This window comes from Xanthomonas sacchari (assembly GCF_040529065.1).
GTDB lineage: Bacteria > Pseudomonadota > Gammaproteobacteria > Xanthomonadales > Xanthomonadaceae > Xanthomonas_A > Xanthomonas_A sacchari.
Window position 1 is genome coordinate 1249042 of the sequence record NZ_CP132343.1, and the last position, 17042, is coordinate 1266083.

10 protein-coding genes are annotated in these 17042 nt (G+C 70.1%); 7 read left to right on the forward strand and 3 right to left on the reverse strand.

Annotated features, from left to right (window positions below):
- Window positions 1–154 precede the first annotated feature (154 nt).
- Genes RAB71_RS05370 through RAB71_RS05380 form a run of 3 tightly spaced genes read left to right on the forward strand, consistent with a single transcriptional unit; the run spans window position 155 to window position 3316 of the window.
- Window positions 155–856 carry a response regulator transcription factor gene (locus RAB71_RS05370; RefSeq protein WP_010344522.1) on the forward strand — a complete coding sequence of 234 codons (702 nt, stop codon included), beginning with the start codon at window positions 155–157 and terminating at the stop codon, window positions 854–856.
- Window positions 849–2237 carry a sensor histidine kinase gene (locus RAB71_RS05375; protein ID WP_010344521.1) on the forward strand — a complete coding sequence of 463 codons (1389 nt, stop codon included), beginning with the start codon at window positions 849–851 and terminating at the stop codon, window positions 2235–2237. Before RAB71_RS05370 ends, RAB71_RS05375 begins: the two co-directional genes overlap by 8 nt.
- Entirely contained in the window at window positions 2234–3316 is a 1083-nt protein-coding gene (locus tag RAB71_RS05380) for an ABC transporter substrate-binding protein (protein WP_041499985.1), read from the forward strand. Before RAB71_RS05375 ends, RAB71_RS05380 begins: the two co-directional genes overlap by 4 nt.
- Window positions 3317–3332: 16 nt before the next feature.
- Here RAB71_RS05380 and RAB71_RS05385 read toward each other — a convergent pair whose 3' ends face one another.
- The gene (locus tag RAB71_RS05385) at window positions 3333–6467 is read right to left on the reverse strand and encodes a ligand-binding sensor domain-containing diguanylate cyclase (protein WP_010344519.1); all 3135 of its coding nucleotides are present in this window, start codon (window positions 6465–6467) and stop codon (window positions 3333–3335) included.
- 287 nt (window positions 6468–6754) lie between these two features.
- On the opposite strand from RAB71_RS05385, the gene RAB71_RS05390 reads away from it, so the two are divergent.
- A complete protein-coding gene (locus RAB71_RS05390; protein ID WP_010344518.1) occupies window positions 6755–7393 on the forward strand; it encodes a response regulator transcription factor in 639 nt (212 codons plus the stop codon).
- Window positions 7394–7487: 94 nt separating this feature from the next.
- Window positions 7488–7838: a DUF5713 family protein gene (locus tag RAB71_RS05395; protein WP_010344517.1), complete on the forward strand. Its 351-nt coding sequence runs from the start codon at window positions 7488–7490 to the stop codon at window positions 7836–7838.
- A 508-nt stretch (window positions 7839–8346) separates the two neighbouring features.
- Here RAB71_RS05395 and RAB71_RS05400 read toward each other — a convergent pair.
- Window positions 8347–10992 (reverse strand): PAS-domain containing protein, encoded by a 2646-nt coding sequence (locus RAB71_RS05400; RefSeq protein WP_010344513.1) that lies wholly within the window; start codon window positions 10990–10992, stop codon window positions 8347–8349.
- A gap of 320 nt (window positions 10993–11312) precedes the next feature.
- Window positions 11313–12485 (reverse strand): OprO/OprP family phosphate-selective porin, encoded by a 1173-nt coding sequence (locus tag RAB71_RS05405; RefSeq protein ID WP_010344512.1) that lies wholly within the window; start codon window positions 12483–12485, stop codon window positions 11313–11315.
- 444 nt (window positions 12486–12929) lie between these two features.
- Here RAB71_RS05405 and RAB71_RS05410 point away from each other — a divergent pair, with 444 nt between their 5' ends.
- Both RAB71_RS05410 and RAB71_RS05415 read left to right on the forward strand, forming a co-directional pair.
- Window positions 12930–14294: a dicarboxylate/amino acid:cation symporter gene (locus tag RAB71_RS05410; RefSeq protein ID WP_010344511.1), complete on the forward strand. Its 1365-nt coding sequence runs from the start codon at window positions 12930–12932 to the stop codon at window positions 14292–14294.
- Between the two features lie 149 nt (window positions 14295–14443).
- On the forward strand, window positions 14444–16729 hold the full coding sequence (locus RAB71_RS05415; RefSeq protein ID WP_010344510.1) for an NADP-dependent malic enzyme: 2286 nt from the start codon (window positions 14444–14446) through the stop codon (window positions 16727–16729).
- Window positions 16730–17042: the final 313 nt, after the last annotated feature.

The window sequence follows — 17042 nt, forward strand, 5'->3', positions numbered from 1 at the left end:
CGCAGCCTAGTCGGGCGTAGCTGTCAACGACCTGTCGGCAGTGGGGAATCGGGAATCGAGAATGGGGAATCGAAAAAGCGCGTTCCCGGATGCGCTAGGCTTCTGCCGTTGCTGTTTCCATTCCCCATTCCCGATTCACTATTCCCGGCCTCCAATGCGCCTGCTCCTGGTAGAAGACAACGCCGATCTCGCCGATGCGATCGTGCGGCGCATGCGCCGCAGTGGGCATGCGGTGGATTGGCAGCGCGATGGCTTGAGTGCGGCCGGGGTGCTGCGCTACCAGCGCTTCGATCTGGTGGTGCTGGATATCGGCCTGCCGGGGCTGGACGGGCTGCGCGTGCTGGCCGGGCTGCGCGAGCGCGGCGATACCACGCCGGTGCTGATGCTGACCGCGCGCGACGGCATCGAGGACCGGGTGCAGGCGCTGGACGTGGGTGCAGATGATTACCTGGGCAAGCCGTTCGATTTCCGCGAGTTCGAGGCGCGCTGCCGGGTGCTGCTGCGGCGCAACCGCGGCCAGGCCAGCGAGGTGGTGCAACTCGGCGGTTTCGCCTTCGACAACGCCGCGCACAGCGTCAGCCTGGACGGCACGCCGATCGAGCTGCCCAACCGCGAGTACCGCCTGCTGGAGATCCTGATCGGCCGGCTCGGCCAGGTCGTGGGCAAGGACGAGATCGGCAACGGCCTGTTCGGCTTCGACGACGAGGCCGGGCCGAACGCGATCGAGTTGTACGTCGGGCGCCTGCGCAAGAAGCTGGCCGCCGCGCCGTTGCGCATCGTCACCGTGCGCGGCGTCGGCTACAAGCTGGAGGCGGCGGCGACGCCGGATCCGGCGGCAGCGGACGCCGATGGCTGAGGCCGCGTTGCCGGCGCCGTCGATTCGGCGCACGCTGCTGCGCTACCTGGGCGCGCTGTCGCTGCTCGGCGCGGTAGCGCTGTTCTTCGTGGCGCGCGATTACGGCCAGCGCGCCGCCAACCGCTCCTACGACCACCTGCTGGTGTCCTCGGCGCTGTCCATCGTCGATTCGGTGGCGCTGGCCGGCGGCCAGTGGCAGGTGGACCTGCCGTACGCGGCGCTGGACCTGCTGGCGATGGCGCCGGAGGACCGGGTGTTCTACCGCGTGTTCGATGCGCGCGGGCGCACCATCACCGGCTACGACGACCTGCCGGCGGCGCCGTCGCTGCCGCGCGCCAGTGCGCCGCCGCGCTTGTTCGATGCGGTCTACAGCGGCGAGCCGGTGCGCTTTGCGGTGGTGTCGCGGCGGGTGTCCTCGGCGGCGGCGCAGGACCAGGTGTGGGTACAGGTGGGGCAGACCCGGCGCGCCCGCGAGGCGCTGGCGCAGGACGTGGTGCTGCACGCGCTGGTGGCGATCGCATTGCTGTCGCTGCTGGCGTTGGCGCTGGTCTGGCTGGGTGTGTCGCGCGCGCTGCGGCCGCTGCGCACGCTGGAGCGCGAGCTGTCGCGGCGCGAGCCGTCCGAGCTCAAGCCGGTGGCCGCGACCGCGCCGCAGGAGATGCAGCAGATGGTGGCGGCGCTGAACCGCTTCATGGCGCGCCTGGCCGGCAGCAACGAAACCTTGCGCGCCTTCATGGCCGAGGCCGCGCACCAGATGCGCACGCCGCTGGCGGCGCTGCGCGCGCAGGCGCAACTGGCGCTGGACGAGGACGACCCGCGCGAGATGCGCCGCAGCCTGGAGGCGATCGAGCGCAACGCCACCCACATGAGCCGCCTGCTCAACCAGTTGCTCAGCGACGCCAGCGTGATCCACCGCTCCAACCTGCAGCGCTACGCCAGCGTCGACCTGGCCGAGGTGCTGCACCAGGCGCTGCACGAGGCCGTGCCGCAGGCCGCGCCGCGGCCGCGCGTGCAACTGGCCGTCGCCAGCGAGCCGGCATTGGTGCGCGGCGATGCGCTGCTGTTGCGCGAGGCGATCAAGAACCTGATCGATAACGCCTGCAAGTACGGCGGCGACGGCGCGCTGCAGGTGGCGCTGACCTGCAGCGCGCGCGACTGCGTAGTGACCGTGGCCGACCACGGCCCGGGCATCGCCGCGGCCGAGGCCGAGCGCGTGTTCGAGCGCTTCGTGCGCGGCGAGGGCGCGGCCGCCGGCGGTGCAGGGCTCGGCCTGGCGATCGTCAAGCGCGTGGTCGAAGCGCATGGCGGGCGCATCGACCTGTCCAACCGCGTGGGCGGCGGCCTGATCGCCAGCCTGCATCTGCCGAGGTTGCATCCATGAGCCTGTCCGTGCTGCTGCGCCGTCTGCCGCTGCTGCTGACCATGCTGCTCGCCAATACCGCGCTGGCCGCGCCCGGCGAGGTGCGCCGCTTCCCGGCGCAGGGCGCGGCCACCGCGCACCTGTGCATTCAGGGCTCGACCGACATCGAGGTGTTCGCCGCATTGATCGGCGACTACCAACGCCTGCATCCGCACACCGAGGTGGTGTACCAGGACGTGATCGCCGGCGATATCTACAGGCGCTACCTGCATCCGGGCCCGGGTCCGCGCTGCGCCGATCTGCTGATCAGCGCCAGCATGGACCTGCAGACCAAGCTGGTGAACGACGGCCACGCGCTGGCGCACCGCTCGCCGCAGACCGAGGCGCTGCCGGCCTGGGCGCAATGGCGGCACGAAGTGTTCGGCATCAGCTACGAGCCGGTGGCGATCGTCTACAACACCGCGCGGCTGCCGGCCGCGCAGGTGCCGCGGACCCGCCGCCGGCTGCTGGAACTGCTGCGCGCGCCCGCATCGCCGCTGCGCGGGCGCATCGGCACCTACGACGTCGAACGCAGCGGCGTGGGCTATCTGTTCGCGACCCAGGACAGCCAGCTCGGCAGCATGGCCGGGGCGCTGCTGGCGGCGATGGGCGACAACCACGTGGTGCTGGAAGAGCGCACCGGCGTGCTGCTGGACAAGGTCGCGCGCGGCGAACTGCTGCTGGCCTACAACGTGCTGGGTTCGTACGCGCAGGCGCGCATCGACGCCGGCGCGCCGCTGGCGATCGTGCAGCCGGAGGACTACACCCTGGTCGCGCTGCGCACCGCGGTGATCCCGCGCGACAGTCCGCATGCGGCCGAAGCGCGGCGTTTCCTCGATTACCTGCTGTCGCCGCGCGGACAGCAGGTGCTGTCGCGCGAGGCGCGGCTGCAGCCGATCCTGCCGCAGCCGGGCACGGCCGCGCAGGGTGGGCCGGCGGCCGCCGCGGCGTTCCGTCCGATCGCGCTGGGCCCGGGCCTGCTGGTGTACCTGGATGCGCTGAAGCGGCGGCAGTTCCTGGACGCCTGGCGCAGCAGCATGCAGCAGGCGCCGCCGCGCTGAGCCGCGGCGCCGGTGCTCAGCGCGCGAAGCGCGGCTGGCGCCCGGGCGAGCACAGCACGCGCACGCTGTCGCCCAGCTCTTCCGGCGCGCCGCCGGCCAGCAGTGCGTGCAGGCGCGGCCGGTCCGGGGCCGCGCCCGGCGCCAGCCCCACCCAGGCGTCCTTGCCGGCGCCTTTGGCGGCGTAGAGGCAGCGGTCGGCCAGGCCCACGCTCTGTTCCCAGTCGCCCAGCGCCGGCCACGCGGCGACGAACGGCCACGGTGCGAAACCGATCGAACAGGTCAGGGTCAGTTCGCGCTCGGCCAGGGCGAAGCCCTGCGTCGCCACCGCCGCGCGCAGGCGTTCGGCCAGGGCGCTGGCAGCGTCCTCGCGCGGCAGGCGCGTGACCAGCAGGAATTCCTCGCCGCCCCAGCGCACCAGCAGGTCGCGCTCGCCGCACAGCCCGCGCAGGCGGTCGGCGCAGTGCACCAGCGCCGCGTCGCCGGCCTGGTGGCCGTAGTCGTCGTTGATGCGCTTGAAGTTGTCCACGTCGATCATGAAGAAGTACAGCGCATCGGCGCTGCTGCCGTCGTCCAGCGCCGCCAGCAGGACCGGGCATTCGCGCGCCAGCCAATCCTGCAGCTCGCGGCGGTTGGCGACCTGGGTCAGCGGATCCAGGCGCGTGGCCGCCTGCAGGCGCGCGTTGCTCTGCAGCAGTTGCTGGTTGGCGCGTTCGAGCTGGCGGGTGCGCTCGGCCACGGTGAGGTTCAACAGTTCCACCATGTCGCGCTCGCGGTTGACCGTGCGTCGCACGCGATGCAAGACCAGCCCGAGCAGCGCCAGCCCCAGCAGCACGTAGCCGGCGTAGGCCAGTGGATGCCGCCACGGCGGCGGCAGTACCTCGATCTGCAGTCGCCGCGCGGCGCCGAACTGGCCGTCGCGCCCGGCCGCTTCCACCACCAGCGTATAGCGGTCCGGCGGCAGGTGGCTGACCGAGAAGTCGCTGTGCGCGGTCTGCGGGTACACCCAGCCCTTCTGCAGTCCGTCGACGCGGTAGCGCAGGCGCGCGGTGCCGGGCGCGGCGAAGTCGATCGCGGTCATGCCGATGGTGAACACGTTGTCGCGGTGGTCCAGGGCGATGCGCTGCGCGTAGACCACGTCGCTCTCGGTCTGGTTCTCGCCGCCCTCGCGGTCCTCGCCGGCATTGAGGATGCGCAGGTCGGTGAGCACCGCGCGCGCCTGCGGGCTGCGCAGCGGCAGGCGTGTGGGATCGACCACGTCCACGCCCTGGGTGCCGCCGAAGTACAGCAGCCCGTGCGCGTCGCGGTAGCCGCGGCCGCTGTTGTACTCCTGGTTCTGCAGGCCGTCGCGGCGGCCCAGGCTCTGCACGATGCGGGTGCGCGGGTCGAGCACGCTCAGGCCGTTGTTGGTGCTCAGCCACAGCCGCCCCTGCGGATCCGGCAGGATGGTGTAGATGACGTTGCTGCTGAGCCCCTCGCGGTCGCTGTAGCGCAGCGCCACGTCGCGCTTGAGGTCGATGCGGTACAGCCCGCCGGAGAAGGTGCCCACCCACAGCACGCCGTCGTGTTCGTACAGCGACCACACCGAGGGGTACAGGGTGCTGCCGCGCGGGCGGTAGGGCTCGGCGGGACGGCCGCTGCGCATGCGCCACACGCCGCAGTCGTTGCAGCCGATCCACAGCGTGTCCTCGCTGTCGCGGTAGATCCGGGTCAGGGTGTGTCCGTTCAGCGGCGCCCAGCGCGGATCGTTGCGCACCTGGCCGCCGACCACGCGGCTCAGGCCGCGGCGGGTGGCCACCCACAGCGTGTCGCCTTCCAGCAGCAGATCGTTGATGTGCTCGTCGGCCAGGCCGCCCAGGCGTCGCAGCGCGCCGCTGCGGTCCAGGCGCCACAGGCCCTGGCGGGTGCCCAGCCACCAGCCGTCGCGGTCGGCGGCGATGCTGCGGATCGCCTGGCTGGCCAGCCCCGGCACCACATGCCAGGCGGCGCGGCTGTTGTCGCGGGTCAGCAGGCCCTGGTCGGTGCCGATCAGCATGCGCTCGCCGTCGCGCCAGATACTGCGCACGCTGCTGCTGGGCCAGTCGTGGGTGTCGCTGACGCGCTCCTCGTCGTTGCGAATCACCGCCGACAACGGCCGTACCCGGTACAGCCCGGCGGTGTAGGTGCCGATCCACCAGGTGCCGTCGGGCGCCTGGTAGAAGCGGATGATGGCGCTGTTCGGCGGCAGGTCGAAGCTGAGCCGCTGCGGCACATGGCGCACGCTGTCCAGTTGCGTCACCGTGGCGTTGGTGGTGCCGACCAGCACGCGGCCGTCGTGCAGCCGGATCAGCGCGCTGAGGTCGCTGCCGTGGGTGAACAACTGCGCCGGCGTCCAGTGCGCCAGCACCGCACCGCGCGGATCGAGTTGGAACAGCCCGCCGCGCGCCGAGGCCAGCCACAGGCCTTCCGGCCCGGACTGCAGTCCCACGCATTCGTCGATCCCGCGCGGCGCCGGCAGCTCCTCGCGTGCGTCGCGGCTCAGCCGCCACAGCCGGCATTGCCGGTCCAGCGCCACCGGCTGCGTGCCGTCCGGCATCCAGGCCAGTCCCACCACCGGCGCATCGCCGCCCAGCGGCCGTGCCCGCTGCAGGTCGGCCTCGACCCGGTTCAGGCCGCGTTCGGTGCCCAGCCACGCGCCGCCCTGCGGATCGATGAGGATCTGGGTGATGCGGTTGTGCGACAGGCCCTGCTTCGTGTCGAGGCGGTGGTGCTGCCAGGTCGCCAGTTCGATCACTTCCAGGCCGGCGTCGTTGGTGCCCAGCCACAGGCGGGTGCCGCGCGGCTCGAAGCCGATGCTGTCGATGCTGCTGCTGAGCAGGCTCTGCCGGCTGTCGCTGCCCAGTTCGCGCCGGTAGGCGCGGAACAGATGCCCGTCGAAGCGGTTCAGGCCTTCCTGCGTGCCGACCCACAGGAAGCCCTGGTCGTCGCTCTGCAAGGCGTTGATCGACAGTTGCGACAGACCCTCGTCCAGGCCGAAGTGCTCCAGGCTGCTGGGCAGGGCGTCGTCGTCGGCCGCGACGGCCGCGGAGGCAGCAGGCGCGAGCGCCAGGCACAGGGTGAGGCAGGACGCGGCCAGCGGCAGGCGACCCAGCAGGTTGGAGAGGGAGGCGATCACGCCGTGTTATCGGCCAATGTGGTGTCGGTCTTGAATGTGCGGCAGTCGGGGCCTGCCGCTGCCACTGGCGGTCAGCATGCCGGGCGATTGTCCGGCGCGGCGCGTGCGGGGCTGTGCCGCGTGGTGCGCGCTGCCGACAAGATCCGGCAGGCCGGTCATGGCGCGCAACGCTCCGGTGGCGCGGACGCACGCTCGGCATCCCTCCGCGCCACACGTACACTGCGTGTCCTGCGCGCCGTCCGCGCCCACCCGACGCCTCGCGGCGTCATGCCAGCCGCCTCACGCCCATGGATGCCCCGACGATCCTGGTCGCCGACGACCACCCGCTGTTCCGCGCCGCCGTGCTGCACGCGCTGCGCCAGGCCTTGCCGCGCGCCCAGGTGGTGGAAGCGGCCAGCGCCGCCACCCTGGACGCTGCGCTGGCCGCGCAGGCCGATGCCGACCTGATCCTGCTGGACCTGGCCATGCCCGGCGCGCGCGGCTTCTCGGCCCTGCTGCACGTGCGCGGCGAGCGCCCGGACGTGCCGGTGGTGGTGATCTCCTCCAACGATCACCCGCGGGTGATCCGCCGCGCGCAGCAGTTCGGCGCGGCCGGCTTCATCCCCAAGTCCTCGCCGGCCGAGACCATCGGCATCGCGGTGGCGGCGGTGCTCGACGGCGGCACCTGGTTTCCACCGCTGACCGCGGCACGGTCGGAGGCCGACGCGCAACTGGCCGCGCGTCTGGCGCAACTGACCCCGCAGCAGTTCCGGGTGCTGCTGTGCCTGGCCGATGGCCTGCTCAACAAGCAGATCGCCTATGAGCTGGGCCTGGCCGAGAACACCGTCAAGGTCCACGTGACCGCGATCCTGAAGAAGCTCGAATGCCACAGCCGCACCCAGGCCGCGGTGCTGGTGAAGGCGCTGGAGCCGGAAGGCGAGGCCTGAACCGAATCGCCGCGGGGGGCGTTTTCCGCGGCGCCCGGATACGCGATGCTATGCGCCGATGCCCGCGCCCCCCGCGGGCGGAGACCACCGGACCATGCCCACCACGACCCTCCGCAACGAGCAGACCGCCCACTATCCGTTCCTGCAGGAGATGCTGGACGACGACTACTTCCCCCCGTCGCTGGTCGGCAAGGGGCAGAAGATCCTGCTGCGGTTGTGCGAGGCGATCGAGGCGCAGGCACCGGCGGACCTGCCGGCGCTGTACCGGCTGACCCATGCTGCCACCGAGGAATTCAACAAGCTGGCGCTGGAGTTCGAGGCCCACGACAGCGAGATCGAGACCGCCGCAAGCGAGAACATCGGCGTGGATTTTCTGCACATCGCCAAGGCCTACGGTTTCGAAGACGCCGACGTCGAGGAGCTGATCGCGCCGCGCGAGTGGTAGAGGCCTCGCTGCGCGCCCGGACCCTCACCCCAAGCCCTCTCCTGGGGGAGAGGGGCTAGCCGTTCCCTTCTCCCTTCGGGAGAAGGTGCCCCGAAGGGGCGGATGAGGGTACGGCGGCTAGAGTTTTCTCCGTCACCAGGCAGCGGTGAGGGCCATTCGCTAACGGCGCATGAGATCTTGGGCCGCGCTGCTCGCCCCGTACCCTCACCCCAACCCCTCTCCCGAGGGGAGAGGGGCTAAGCGCTTTCCTTCTCCCTTCGGGAGAAGGTGCCCCACAGGGGCGGATGAGGGTACGGCGGCTAGAGTTTTCTCCGTCACCAGGCAGCGGCGAGGGCCGTTCGCTAAAGGCGCATGAGATCTTGGGTGGCGCTGCGCGCTCCGGACCCTCACCCCAACCCCTCTCCCGGGGGGAGAGGGGCTAGCGCTTTCCTTCTCCCTCCGGGAGAAGGTGCCCCGCAGGGGCGGATGAGGGTACGGCGGCCAGAAATCCAACCTGCAACAACACGCCTCACCCACGCCGCAGCAACATCTGCGTCATCAGTGCGCGCAGGGCCGGCGCGCGGACCGGCTTGGCCAGGAAGCCCCAGCCGCGCTCCTGCGCCAGGGTGCGCAGCGCCGGATCGGCTTCGGCGGTGACCAGGATCGCGCGCGGCTCGGCCTGCCAGCGCGTGCACAACTGCGCGAACAGGGTCGGGCCGTCGCACTCGCCCATGCGCACGTCCAGCAGCACCAGTTCCGGCGCCTGCGCCGGCTGCGCCGCGGCCAGCGCCTGGTCCGGGCCGGCGGCCAGTTCCACCTGGCAGGCCCAGCGTGTCAGCAAGGTGCGGCTGGCCTCGCAGACCCGCGGGTCGTCGTCGATGCACCAGACCCGGCAGCCGTGCAGGATCGGATCGTCGCCGTTGTCGCTGGCCATCGCCGCCGGCGCCTGGCGTTGCGCGGCCGCGGCATCGCCCAGCGGCACGGTCACCGAGAACACGCTGCCGCGGCCCAACTGCGAGCGCAGGCCGATGCGGTGGCCGAGCAGGCGGCCGATGCGCTCCACGATCGCCAGGCCGAGGCCGGCGCCGCGGTCGTTGGCGACGCCGTCGCCGAGCCGGCGGAACTCCTCGAAGATCTCCTGTTGCAGCGCATCGGGAATGCCCGGCCCCTGGTCGTGGACCTCGATGCGCAACTGCGTGCCGACGCGCCGGCAGCCCAGCAGCACGCGCCCGCGCGGGGTGTAGCGCACCGCGTTGGACAGGAAGTTCTGCAGGATGCGCCGCAGCAGGGTCGCGTCGCTGCGCACGGTGGCGCGGGTCGGCACGTAGTCCAGGCGCAGGCCGCGGCCTTCGGCGACGATGCCGAACTCGCGCGCCAGGGTCTGCAGCAGCGGGTCCAGCGCCAGGTCCTGCACCTGCGTCTTCAGCGTGCCCGCTTCCAGTCGCGAGATGTCCAGCAGGCTGTTGAGGATCGCATCCTGCGCCGCCAGCGCGTTGTCGACGTGGTCGGCGATCTGCCGCGCATCGGCGTCGTGCAGCTTGCCGCGCAGTGCCGAGACGAACATGCGCGCGGCGTTGAGCGGCTGCAGCAGGTCGTGCACCGCCGAAGCCACGAAGCGGGTCTTGTAGCGGTTGGCGTTCTCGGCCTCGCGCTTGGCCTCGGCCAGGTCGTGGGTGCGTTCGGCGACGCGATGCTCCAGCGCGTCGGCCAGCGAGCGCAGTTCGCGTGCGGCGTTCTTGTAGCTGGTGATGTCGGCGTAGCTGGTCACGAAGCCGCCGTCGGGCAGCGGATTGCCGCGGATCTCCAGTACCGTGCCGTCGTCCTTCTCGCTTTCGCGCATGTGCGGGCGGCCGCTGCGCAGGTGGTCCAGGCGGCGCTGGATCGCCGCTTCCACCGGGCCGGGGCCGAGCAGGCCGCGACGCGCGTTGTAGCGGAACACGTCCTCGATCGGGCGGCCGACCCGGATCAGCTCCGGCGGAAAGCGGAAGATCTCCAGATAGCGCGAATTCCACGCCACCAGGCGCAGCTGCGCGTCGATGATCACCACGCCCTGCGGCAGGTGCTCCAGGCTGCGGCTGAGGCCGGTGTCGGCCTGCTGCGCGGCCTGCACGATGCCATCCTGGGCGGTGCGCAGTTCCTGCGCGTGCTGCTGCAACAGCGCTTCCAGTTCGCGCCGGCTGCGCTGGCGCAGCCGCGCCAGGCGCTGGCGCTGCTGGAACAGCAGGCCCAGGAACGACAGCGCCAGCCAGATGCCGGCCGCAGCCAGCGCGGCGGCACGGCCGGCGGCGCGGCTGCCGCCGACGTCGTGCAGCAGGTGCAGGCGCCAGCCGCTCTCCGGCAGCGCCATGCTCTGCCACAGCAGCGGCGCCGGCTGCGCCGGCATGTCGATGCGCATTACCTGGCCGCCGTCGTCCAGCGTCTCCAGCACCCGCCGCTTCGCCGGCAGCAGGGTCTGCTGGGCGTACTGGCGGGTCGCCAGCAGTTCGTCGCGCTCGCGCGCGCTGAGCGGCTGCAACTGGCGGTAGCGCCACACGTCGCGGCTGGACAGGAACACCACGCCATGCCCATCGCTGACCAGTACCACATCGGGCACGCGCAGCCATTCGTGCTCCAGCGCGGCCAGTTCGATCTTGATCACGATCACCCCGAGCGGGCGTCCATGCGCGTCGAGGATCGCCTGCGAGAGGAAGTAGCCGGGCACGCCGGTGGTCATGCCGATCCCGTAGAAACGGCCCTTGCCCTGCGCCAGGGCCTGCTTCACGTAGGGGCGAAAGCTGTAGTCGGCGCCGACGTTGCTGCTGGCCAGGCGCCAGTTGCTGGCGGCCAGGGCCACGCCGTTGGCGTCGATCAGGGTCAGGGTCGAGGAGCGGGTGACGTCGTTGGCGCGTTCCAGCTTCAGGTTCAACTGCTGCTGCGTGGCCGCGTCCAGCGGGTGGGTGAGGGCGTCGCGCAGTTCCGGGTCCAGCGCCAGCACCTGCGGCAGGGTGCGGTAGCGGTCGATGCGCTGCTGCAGGGTCTGCGCATACAGCTCCAGCTGTTGGCGCAACTGCACGCTCTCGGCGCGCAGCGCGCGCTGTTCGGCGACGTGTTGCGCCGACAGCATCGCCAGCACCATGCCGCCGACGATGACGACCAGCAGCAGGATCAGGCGACGATGGCGCAGGAGCGAAGGCATGCGGAAGAACGCGACGGCCGGGACCGCATCAGCTTAGAGGGTGCGCTGGCGTTTGCGGTGCGCGGCGGCGATGGCTGGTGCCGTGGATCGCCAAGCGAAAGCGAAGGACCCGGGCAGATTGGCCGCCGATCGCGTCAGTGGATGTCGGCGACGCCGTCTCGCGGATCTGCAACGGGCACGTCGTGGGTGGACAGGGCACATCACCCAAGCGTCGTCGGCATCGCCGAGCGCCATGCCGGCAGCCCGCTACGCAGCGCCTTCGCGCGGCGCAGCGGGCCGCAGTCCGGCCGATCGCGTCGGATCGACCGGACTGCGTTGGCTCAGAACTGGACCTGGGCGCGCAGGTCCAGCGAGTTCGGCTTGACGCGCACGCCGGCGCGCTCGGCATCGGCGCGCACGTAGTTGACCTGGAACTTGAAGTGGCTGGTCAGGTACCAGTTGGCGCCCAGGGTCCAGTCGTGCTGGCGGCCGCCGAGCACCGTGCCGTCGTCCAAGTCCAGGCGGCTGTAGCGCGCGAGCAGTTCGACCGCGCCGTAGGCGTTGGCCGGCTTGATGTTGCCGACGTTGCCGGCGCTGTAGGGCCGCGATTCGCCGGTCAGCACGTAGCTGGCGAACACGTACTGGCCGTCGGCGGTGTAGTCGGGACGGCCGTTGTCGCGGGTCACGTCGGCGCGCAGCGCCTCGCCCTGCATCGAGAACGGGCCCTTGATCCAGATCGCCTCAAGGCCGGTGCGGCGCACCTGGTCGACGTCGACCAGCGTGCCCGAATCGATCAGGCGCACGTCGGTCAAGCCGGCTTCCGGACGCGCACGGAAGCGCGCGCGCGGGCTGAAGCTCACGTCGAGGCCGTTGTGGTAGCCGCGCGGATTCTCCTGCGAATACGCCAGGCCCAGGTGCAGCACGTCGCCGTCGGCCTTGAACGGGGTCCACACGCCGCGCACCGCCTGGGTGGTGCCGGGATTGTCGCCCTGCAGATCCTTGCCGCCGTAGGCGCCGGCCTGCAGCAGGTACTGCGGACGCTCGAAGGTCCACTCCACGCCGGTCCGGCGGCCCTGGTAGATCGCCTGCATCGGCAGCGCCACTTCCATGAAGCTGTCCGCACGCGAGCTGGTCACGCCTTCCAGGCCCACCGGCACTTTGATGTAGCCCAGGCGCACCTTGCCGTAGTCGGCGCCGAACAGGGCCTTGGTCTCGAAGCGGAAGAACACGTCCAGCCACAGCTTGGACTGGAAGTCGAAGTACACCATCGCGTCGTACACGCCCTTCTTCTTCAGCGTGGCGCCGAATTCCTTGCGCCGGAACGTATTGTCGTCCTCCAGGCGGCCGTCGTCGTTGGAGAAGTTGTTCCAGTCGTAGGCGTAGTTGCCGGTCACGGCCAGTTCGGTGCCGTCGTTGAAGGCGACCTTGGTCGGCCAGTCGTCGAAGCCGTTGGCAGCGAAGGCGGGAGCGGCGGCGGTCAGGCCCAGCGCGGCGAAAAGAAGAGTGTGGCGCATGATGGAGTCGTCTCGGTAAGGAATGAAGGCACGGCAGTCCCCGGCCGGGCAGGTGGTGCGATGACGCGGGCAGTGCGGCGGCAGGCCGCACGCGAACGGCGATGCCGCCGCGATGCGGACACGGTGCCGGACGTGATGCCCCCTGCATGCAATAGCGGACGCGCCCGGCCGTTCTTTACGGCGATGTTGCAGTCCTGCGGCGGCGTCTACCCCTGAAGACGCGCGCTGCGATGGCGACGGCGCGCTATCGGCCGCGAGGGGCGGCGTCTGCGTGCGGCGTTGCGTTGGCCCTTCCATGAGCCTACCGCGCCACTGTAACCGCGTCGACACGGTGCGGCGCCGGGCCTAGTACCAATAGGTTATCTGCTTAGACGCTGGCGACGCGTACAAAGGCAGCATTCCGCGACCCGCGTCGGGTGGGCGGACCGTCCCGGAGCGCTTTCGATGCACATCTCAACTTCCCCGGCCACGCCTGCGCCGCGGCCTGCGCCGTTCTACCGGCACACCTATGTCCAGGTGCTGGTGGCCATCGTCATCGGTGCCGTCCTCGGCCATCTGGAACCGCAGTTCGCCACCCAGCTCAAGCCGCTGGCCGATGCCTTCATCAAGCTGGTGAAGATGATCATCGCGCCGGTGATCTTCCTGACCATCGTCACCGGCATCGCCGGCATGACCCACCTGAAGACGGTCGGCCGGGTGTTCGGCAAGGCGATGGTGTACTTCCTGTTCTTCTCCACCCTCGCGCTGGTGGTGGGCATGATCGTCGCGCACGTGGTGCAGCCCGGCGCGGGCATGAACGTGAATCTGGCCACGCTGGACCAGAGCAAGGTCGCCAGCTACGTGCAGAAGTCGCACGACCTGACCCTGGTCGGCTTCCTGATGGACATCATCCCCAACTCGCTGGTCGGCGCGTTCACCGGCGACCAGGTGGTCAACGGCAAGCTGGTCGGTACCAACGTCCTGCAGGTGCTGTTCGTCGCCGTGCTGTTCGGCGTGTCGCTGGCCCTGGTCGGCGAGCGCGGCAAGCCGGTGCTGAACCTGCTGGAGGCGCTGATCGCGCCGGTGTTCAAGCTGGTGCACATCCTGATGAAGGCCGCGCCGATCGGCGCGCTGGGCGCGATCGCCTACACCATCGGCGAGCACGGCCTGCACTCGCTGGTGCAGCTGGCTTGGCTGGTCGGTTCGTTTTACGTCACCTCATTGCTGTTCGTGGTGGTGATCCTCGGCGCCGTGGCGTATCTGTGCGGCTTCTCGATCTTCAAGCTGATCCGCTACCTCAAGACGGAACTGTTGCTGGTGCTGGGCACCTCCTCGTCCGAATCCGCGCTGCCGTCGCTGATGGAGAAGATGGAACGCGCCGGTTGCGAGAAGTCGGTGGTCGGCCTGGTGGTGCCCACCGGCTACTCGTTCAACCTCGACGGCACCAACATCTACATGACCCTGGCGGCGCTGTTCATCGCCCAGGCCACCAATACCGAACTCACCCTCGGCCATCAGATCACGCTGCTGCTGGTGGCGATGCTCAGCTCCAAGGGCGCAGCCGGCGTCACCGGCGCCGGCTTCATCACCCTGGCGGCGACGCTGGCGGTGGTGCCGGAAGTGCCGGTGGCCGGCATGGCGCTGATCCTGGGCGTGGACCGCTTCATGAGCGAGTGCCGCTCGCTGACCAACTTCATGGGCAATGCGGTGGCTACCGTGGTGGTCTCGCGCTGGGAGAACGCACTGGATCGCGATCGCCTGCGCCTGGCCCTGGACGGCGAGGCCGTGCCGTTGCCGGCGGTGGCGGCCGAACCGCTCGCCACGCGCTGATCCGCTGCACCGCACGACGCGCCGGCATTGCCGGCGCGTTGCGTTTTTCCCGGCACTCAAGGCCCTGGCGACAGCCGCCAGACAGGACCACTCCTGCTGCTGGGGGTAGAATTCCGGGCCTCCGCGCCTTTCGACAAAAGAAGCCCTCGATGTCAAACGACGATTTCAAACAGGCCGCCCTCGACTATCACCGCCAACAGCCGGCGGGCAAGATCAAGGTCTCCGCGACCAAGCCCATGCTGACCCAGCGCGACCTGTCCCTGGCCTATTCGCCGGGCGTGGCCTTCGCCTGCGAGGCCATCGTCGCCGATCCGCAGCAGGCCAGCGAACTGACCGCGCGCGGCAACCTGGTGGCGGTGATCAGCAACGGCACCGCGGTGCTGGGCCTGGGCAACATCGGCCCGCTGGCGTCCAAGCCGGTGATGGAAGGCAAGGGCGTGCTGTTCCAGAAGTTCGCCGGCATCGACGTGTTCGACATCGAGATCAACGAGAACGACCCGGACAAGCTGGTCGACATCATCGCCAGCCTCGAGCCGACCTTCGGCGGCATCAACCTCGAAGACATCAAGGCGCCGGAGTGCTTCATCGTCGAGCGCAAGCTGCGCGAGCGCATGAACATCCCGGTGTTCCACGACGACCAGCACGGCACCGCGATCATCGTCGGCGCGGCCGTGCTCAACGCGCTGGTGGTCACCGGCAAGAAGATCGAAGAGGTCAAGCTGGCCACCACCGGCATGGGCGCGGCCGGCATCTCCTGCGTCAACATGCTGGTCTCGCTGGGCCTGAAGCCGGAGAACATCCTGGCCCTGGACCGCGACGGGGTGATCCACACCGGTCGCACCGACCTGGATCCGGACAAGGCGCGCTACGCGCGCGACACCGACAAGCGCACGCTGGCCGAGATCGTCGAGGGCGCGGACATCTTCCTCGGCCTGTCGGCCGCGGGCATCCTCAAGCCGGAGATGGTGGCGACCATGGCGCCGCAGCCGGTGATCTTCGCCCTGGCCAATCCCAATCCGGAGATCACCCCCGAAGCGGCCAAGGCAGTGCGCCCGGACGCGATCATCGGCACCGGCCGTTCGGACTACCCGAACCAGATCAACAACGTGCTGTGCTTCCCCTATCTGTTCCGTGGCGCCATCGACGTCGGCGCCACCGGCATCAACGAGGAGATGAAGGTCGCCTGCGTCAAGGCGATCGCCGCGATGGCGCGGCGCGAGGCCTCGGACCTGGGCGCGGCCTACGGCGGCGAGACGCCGAGCTTCGGCCCCGACTACCTGATCCCGCGGCCGCTGGATCCGCGCCTGCTGGTCGAACTGTCCTCGGCGGTGGCGCAGGCGGCGATGGATTCGGGCGTGGCCACGCGGCCGATCGCCGACATGGACGCCTACCGCGACAAGCTCAGCCAGTTCGTCTACCGCACCAGCCTGATGATGAAGCCGGTGTACGACCGCGCCCGCGCCGACAAGCAGCGCGTGGTGTACGCCGAGGGCGAAGAGGAAGTGGTGCTGCGCGCGGTGCAGAGCGTGATCGACGAGGGCCTGGCGTTCCCGATCCTGATCGGCCGCCCGGACGTGATCGAGGCGCGCATCCAGCGCCTGGGCCTGCGCATCACTGCCGGCGTGGATTTCGAGATCACCAACATCCACGACGATCCGCGCTTCAACGACTACTGGCAGTACTACCACGCGCTGACCGAGCGCCGTGGCGTCACCGTCACCGCGGCCAAGGAGTTGATGCGCTCGCGGCCGACGCTGATTGCCGCGGTGATGGTCGCGCGCGGCGAAGCCGATGCGCTGCTCACCGGCGTGGTCGGCCGCTTCCACAAGAAGCTCGGCTACGCGCGCAGCGTGATTCCGCTCGAGCCGCGGGTCAGCTCGACATCGGCGATGACCGGCGTGATCAACCAGCAGGGCGCGTTCTTCTTCGTCGACACCCACGTGCAGGAAGACCCGAGCGTGGAGCAGATCGTCGAGGCCACGCTGCAGGCCGCCTATCGCCTGAAGCTGTTCGGCATCGAGCCGAATATTGCGCTGCTGTCGCATTCCAACTTCGGCAGCCACGATTCGCGCGACGCGCTGAAGATGCGCCAGGTGCGCGAGGCGCTGCTCAAGCGCAAGCCGGAACTCAACATCGACGGCGAGATGCAGGGCGATACCGCGTGGGACGAGGCGCTGCGCAAGCAGATCATGCCCAACAGCACGCTGAAGGGCCGCGCCAACCTGTTCGTGCTGCCCAACCTGGAAGCGGCCAACATCGCCTACAACCTGGTGCGCGTGTTCACCGACGGCGTGGCGATCGGCCCGATCCTGATGGGCATCTCCAAGCCGGTGCACATCCTCACCACCAGCGCCACCTCGCGCCGGGTGATGAACATGACCGCGATCGCTGCGGTCGATGCGCAGATTCGCAAGCAACGCGACGCGGAGAAATAAGCGCCGCGCCGGCGCCGCACACGGCGGCGCCGTGCGTTTGCCGGTTGCGCCCACTTTCGCTGTGCCGATGCGCTGCCGCTGATGCGGCGGCGCATTGGCGTGCGCATTCGCATTGGAGGCGAATCGCACCTGCCGCGCGGGCGTTCCGCGCATGCAGCCGCCTGCGCTGGTTGCGCGCAATAGTATGGGGCGAGAGGAGAACAGCCACGACGCCGCGATCGCCGCGGCTGCGGGCCGTGCGGACGAGGGGGGCGCTAGGGGAGGGACCGAAAGGTCGAGGCTGAAAACGCTTTCATTCGTGGGCGACACGAAA

Coding starts and splice junctions, on each gene's coding strand:
- RAB71_RS05370 (WP_010344522.1), top strand. CDS start 155: ATGCGCCTGCTCCTGGTAGAAGACAACGCCGATCTCGCCGATGCGATC.
- RAB71_RS05375 (WP_010344521.1), top strand. CDS start 849: ATGGCTGAGGCCGCGTTGCCGGCGCCGTCGATTCGGCGCACGCTGCTG.
- RAB71_RS05380 (WP_041499985.1), top strand. CDS start 2,234: ATGAGCCTGTCCGTGCTGCTGCGCCGTCTGCCGCTGCTGCTGACCATG.
- RAB71_RS05390 (WP_010344518.1), top strand. CDS start 6,755: ATGGATGCCCCGACGATCCTGGTCGCCGACGACCACCCGCTGTTCCGC.
- RAB71_RS05395 (WP_010344517.1), top strand. CDS start 7,488: ATGCCCACCACGACCCTCCGCAACGAGCAGACCGCCCACTATCCGTTC.
- RAB71_RS05400 (WP_010344513.1), bottom strand. CDS start 10,992: ATGCCTTCGCTCCTGCGCCATCGTCGCCTGATCCTGCTGCTGGTCGTC.
- RAB71_RS05405 (WP_010344512.1), bottom strand. CDS start 12,485: ATGCGCCACACTCTTCTTTTCGCCGCGCTGGGCCTGACCGCCGCCGCT.
- RAB71_RS05410 (WP_010344511.1), top strand. CDS start 12,930: ATGCACATCTCAACTTCCCCGGCCACGCCTGCGCCGCGGCCTGCGCCG.
- RAB71_RS05415 (WP_010344510.1), top strand. CDS start 14,444: ATGTCAAACGACGATTTCAAACAGGCCGCCCTCGACTATCACCGCCAA.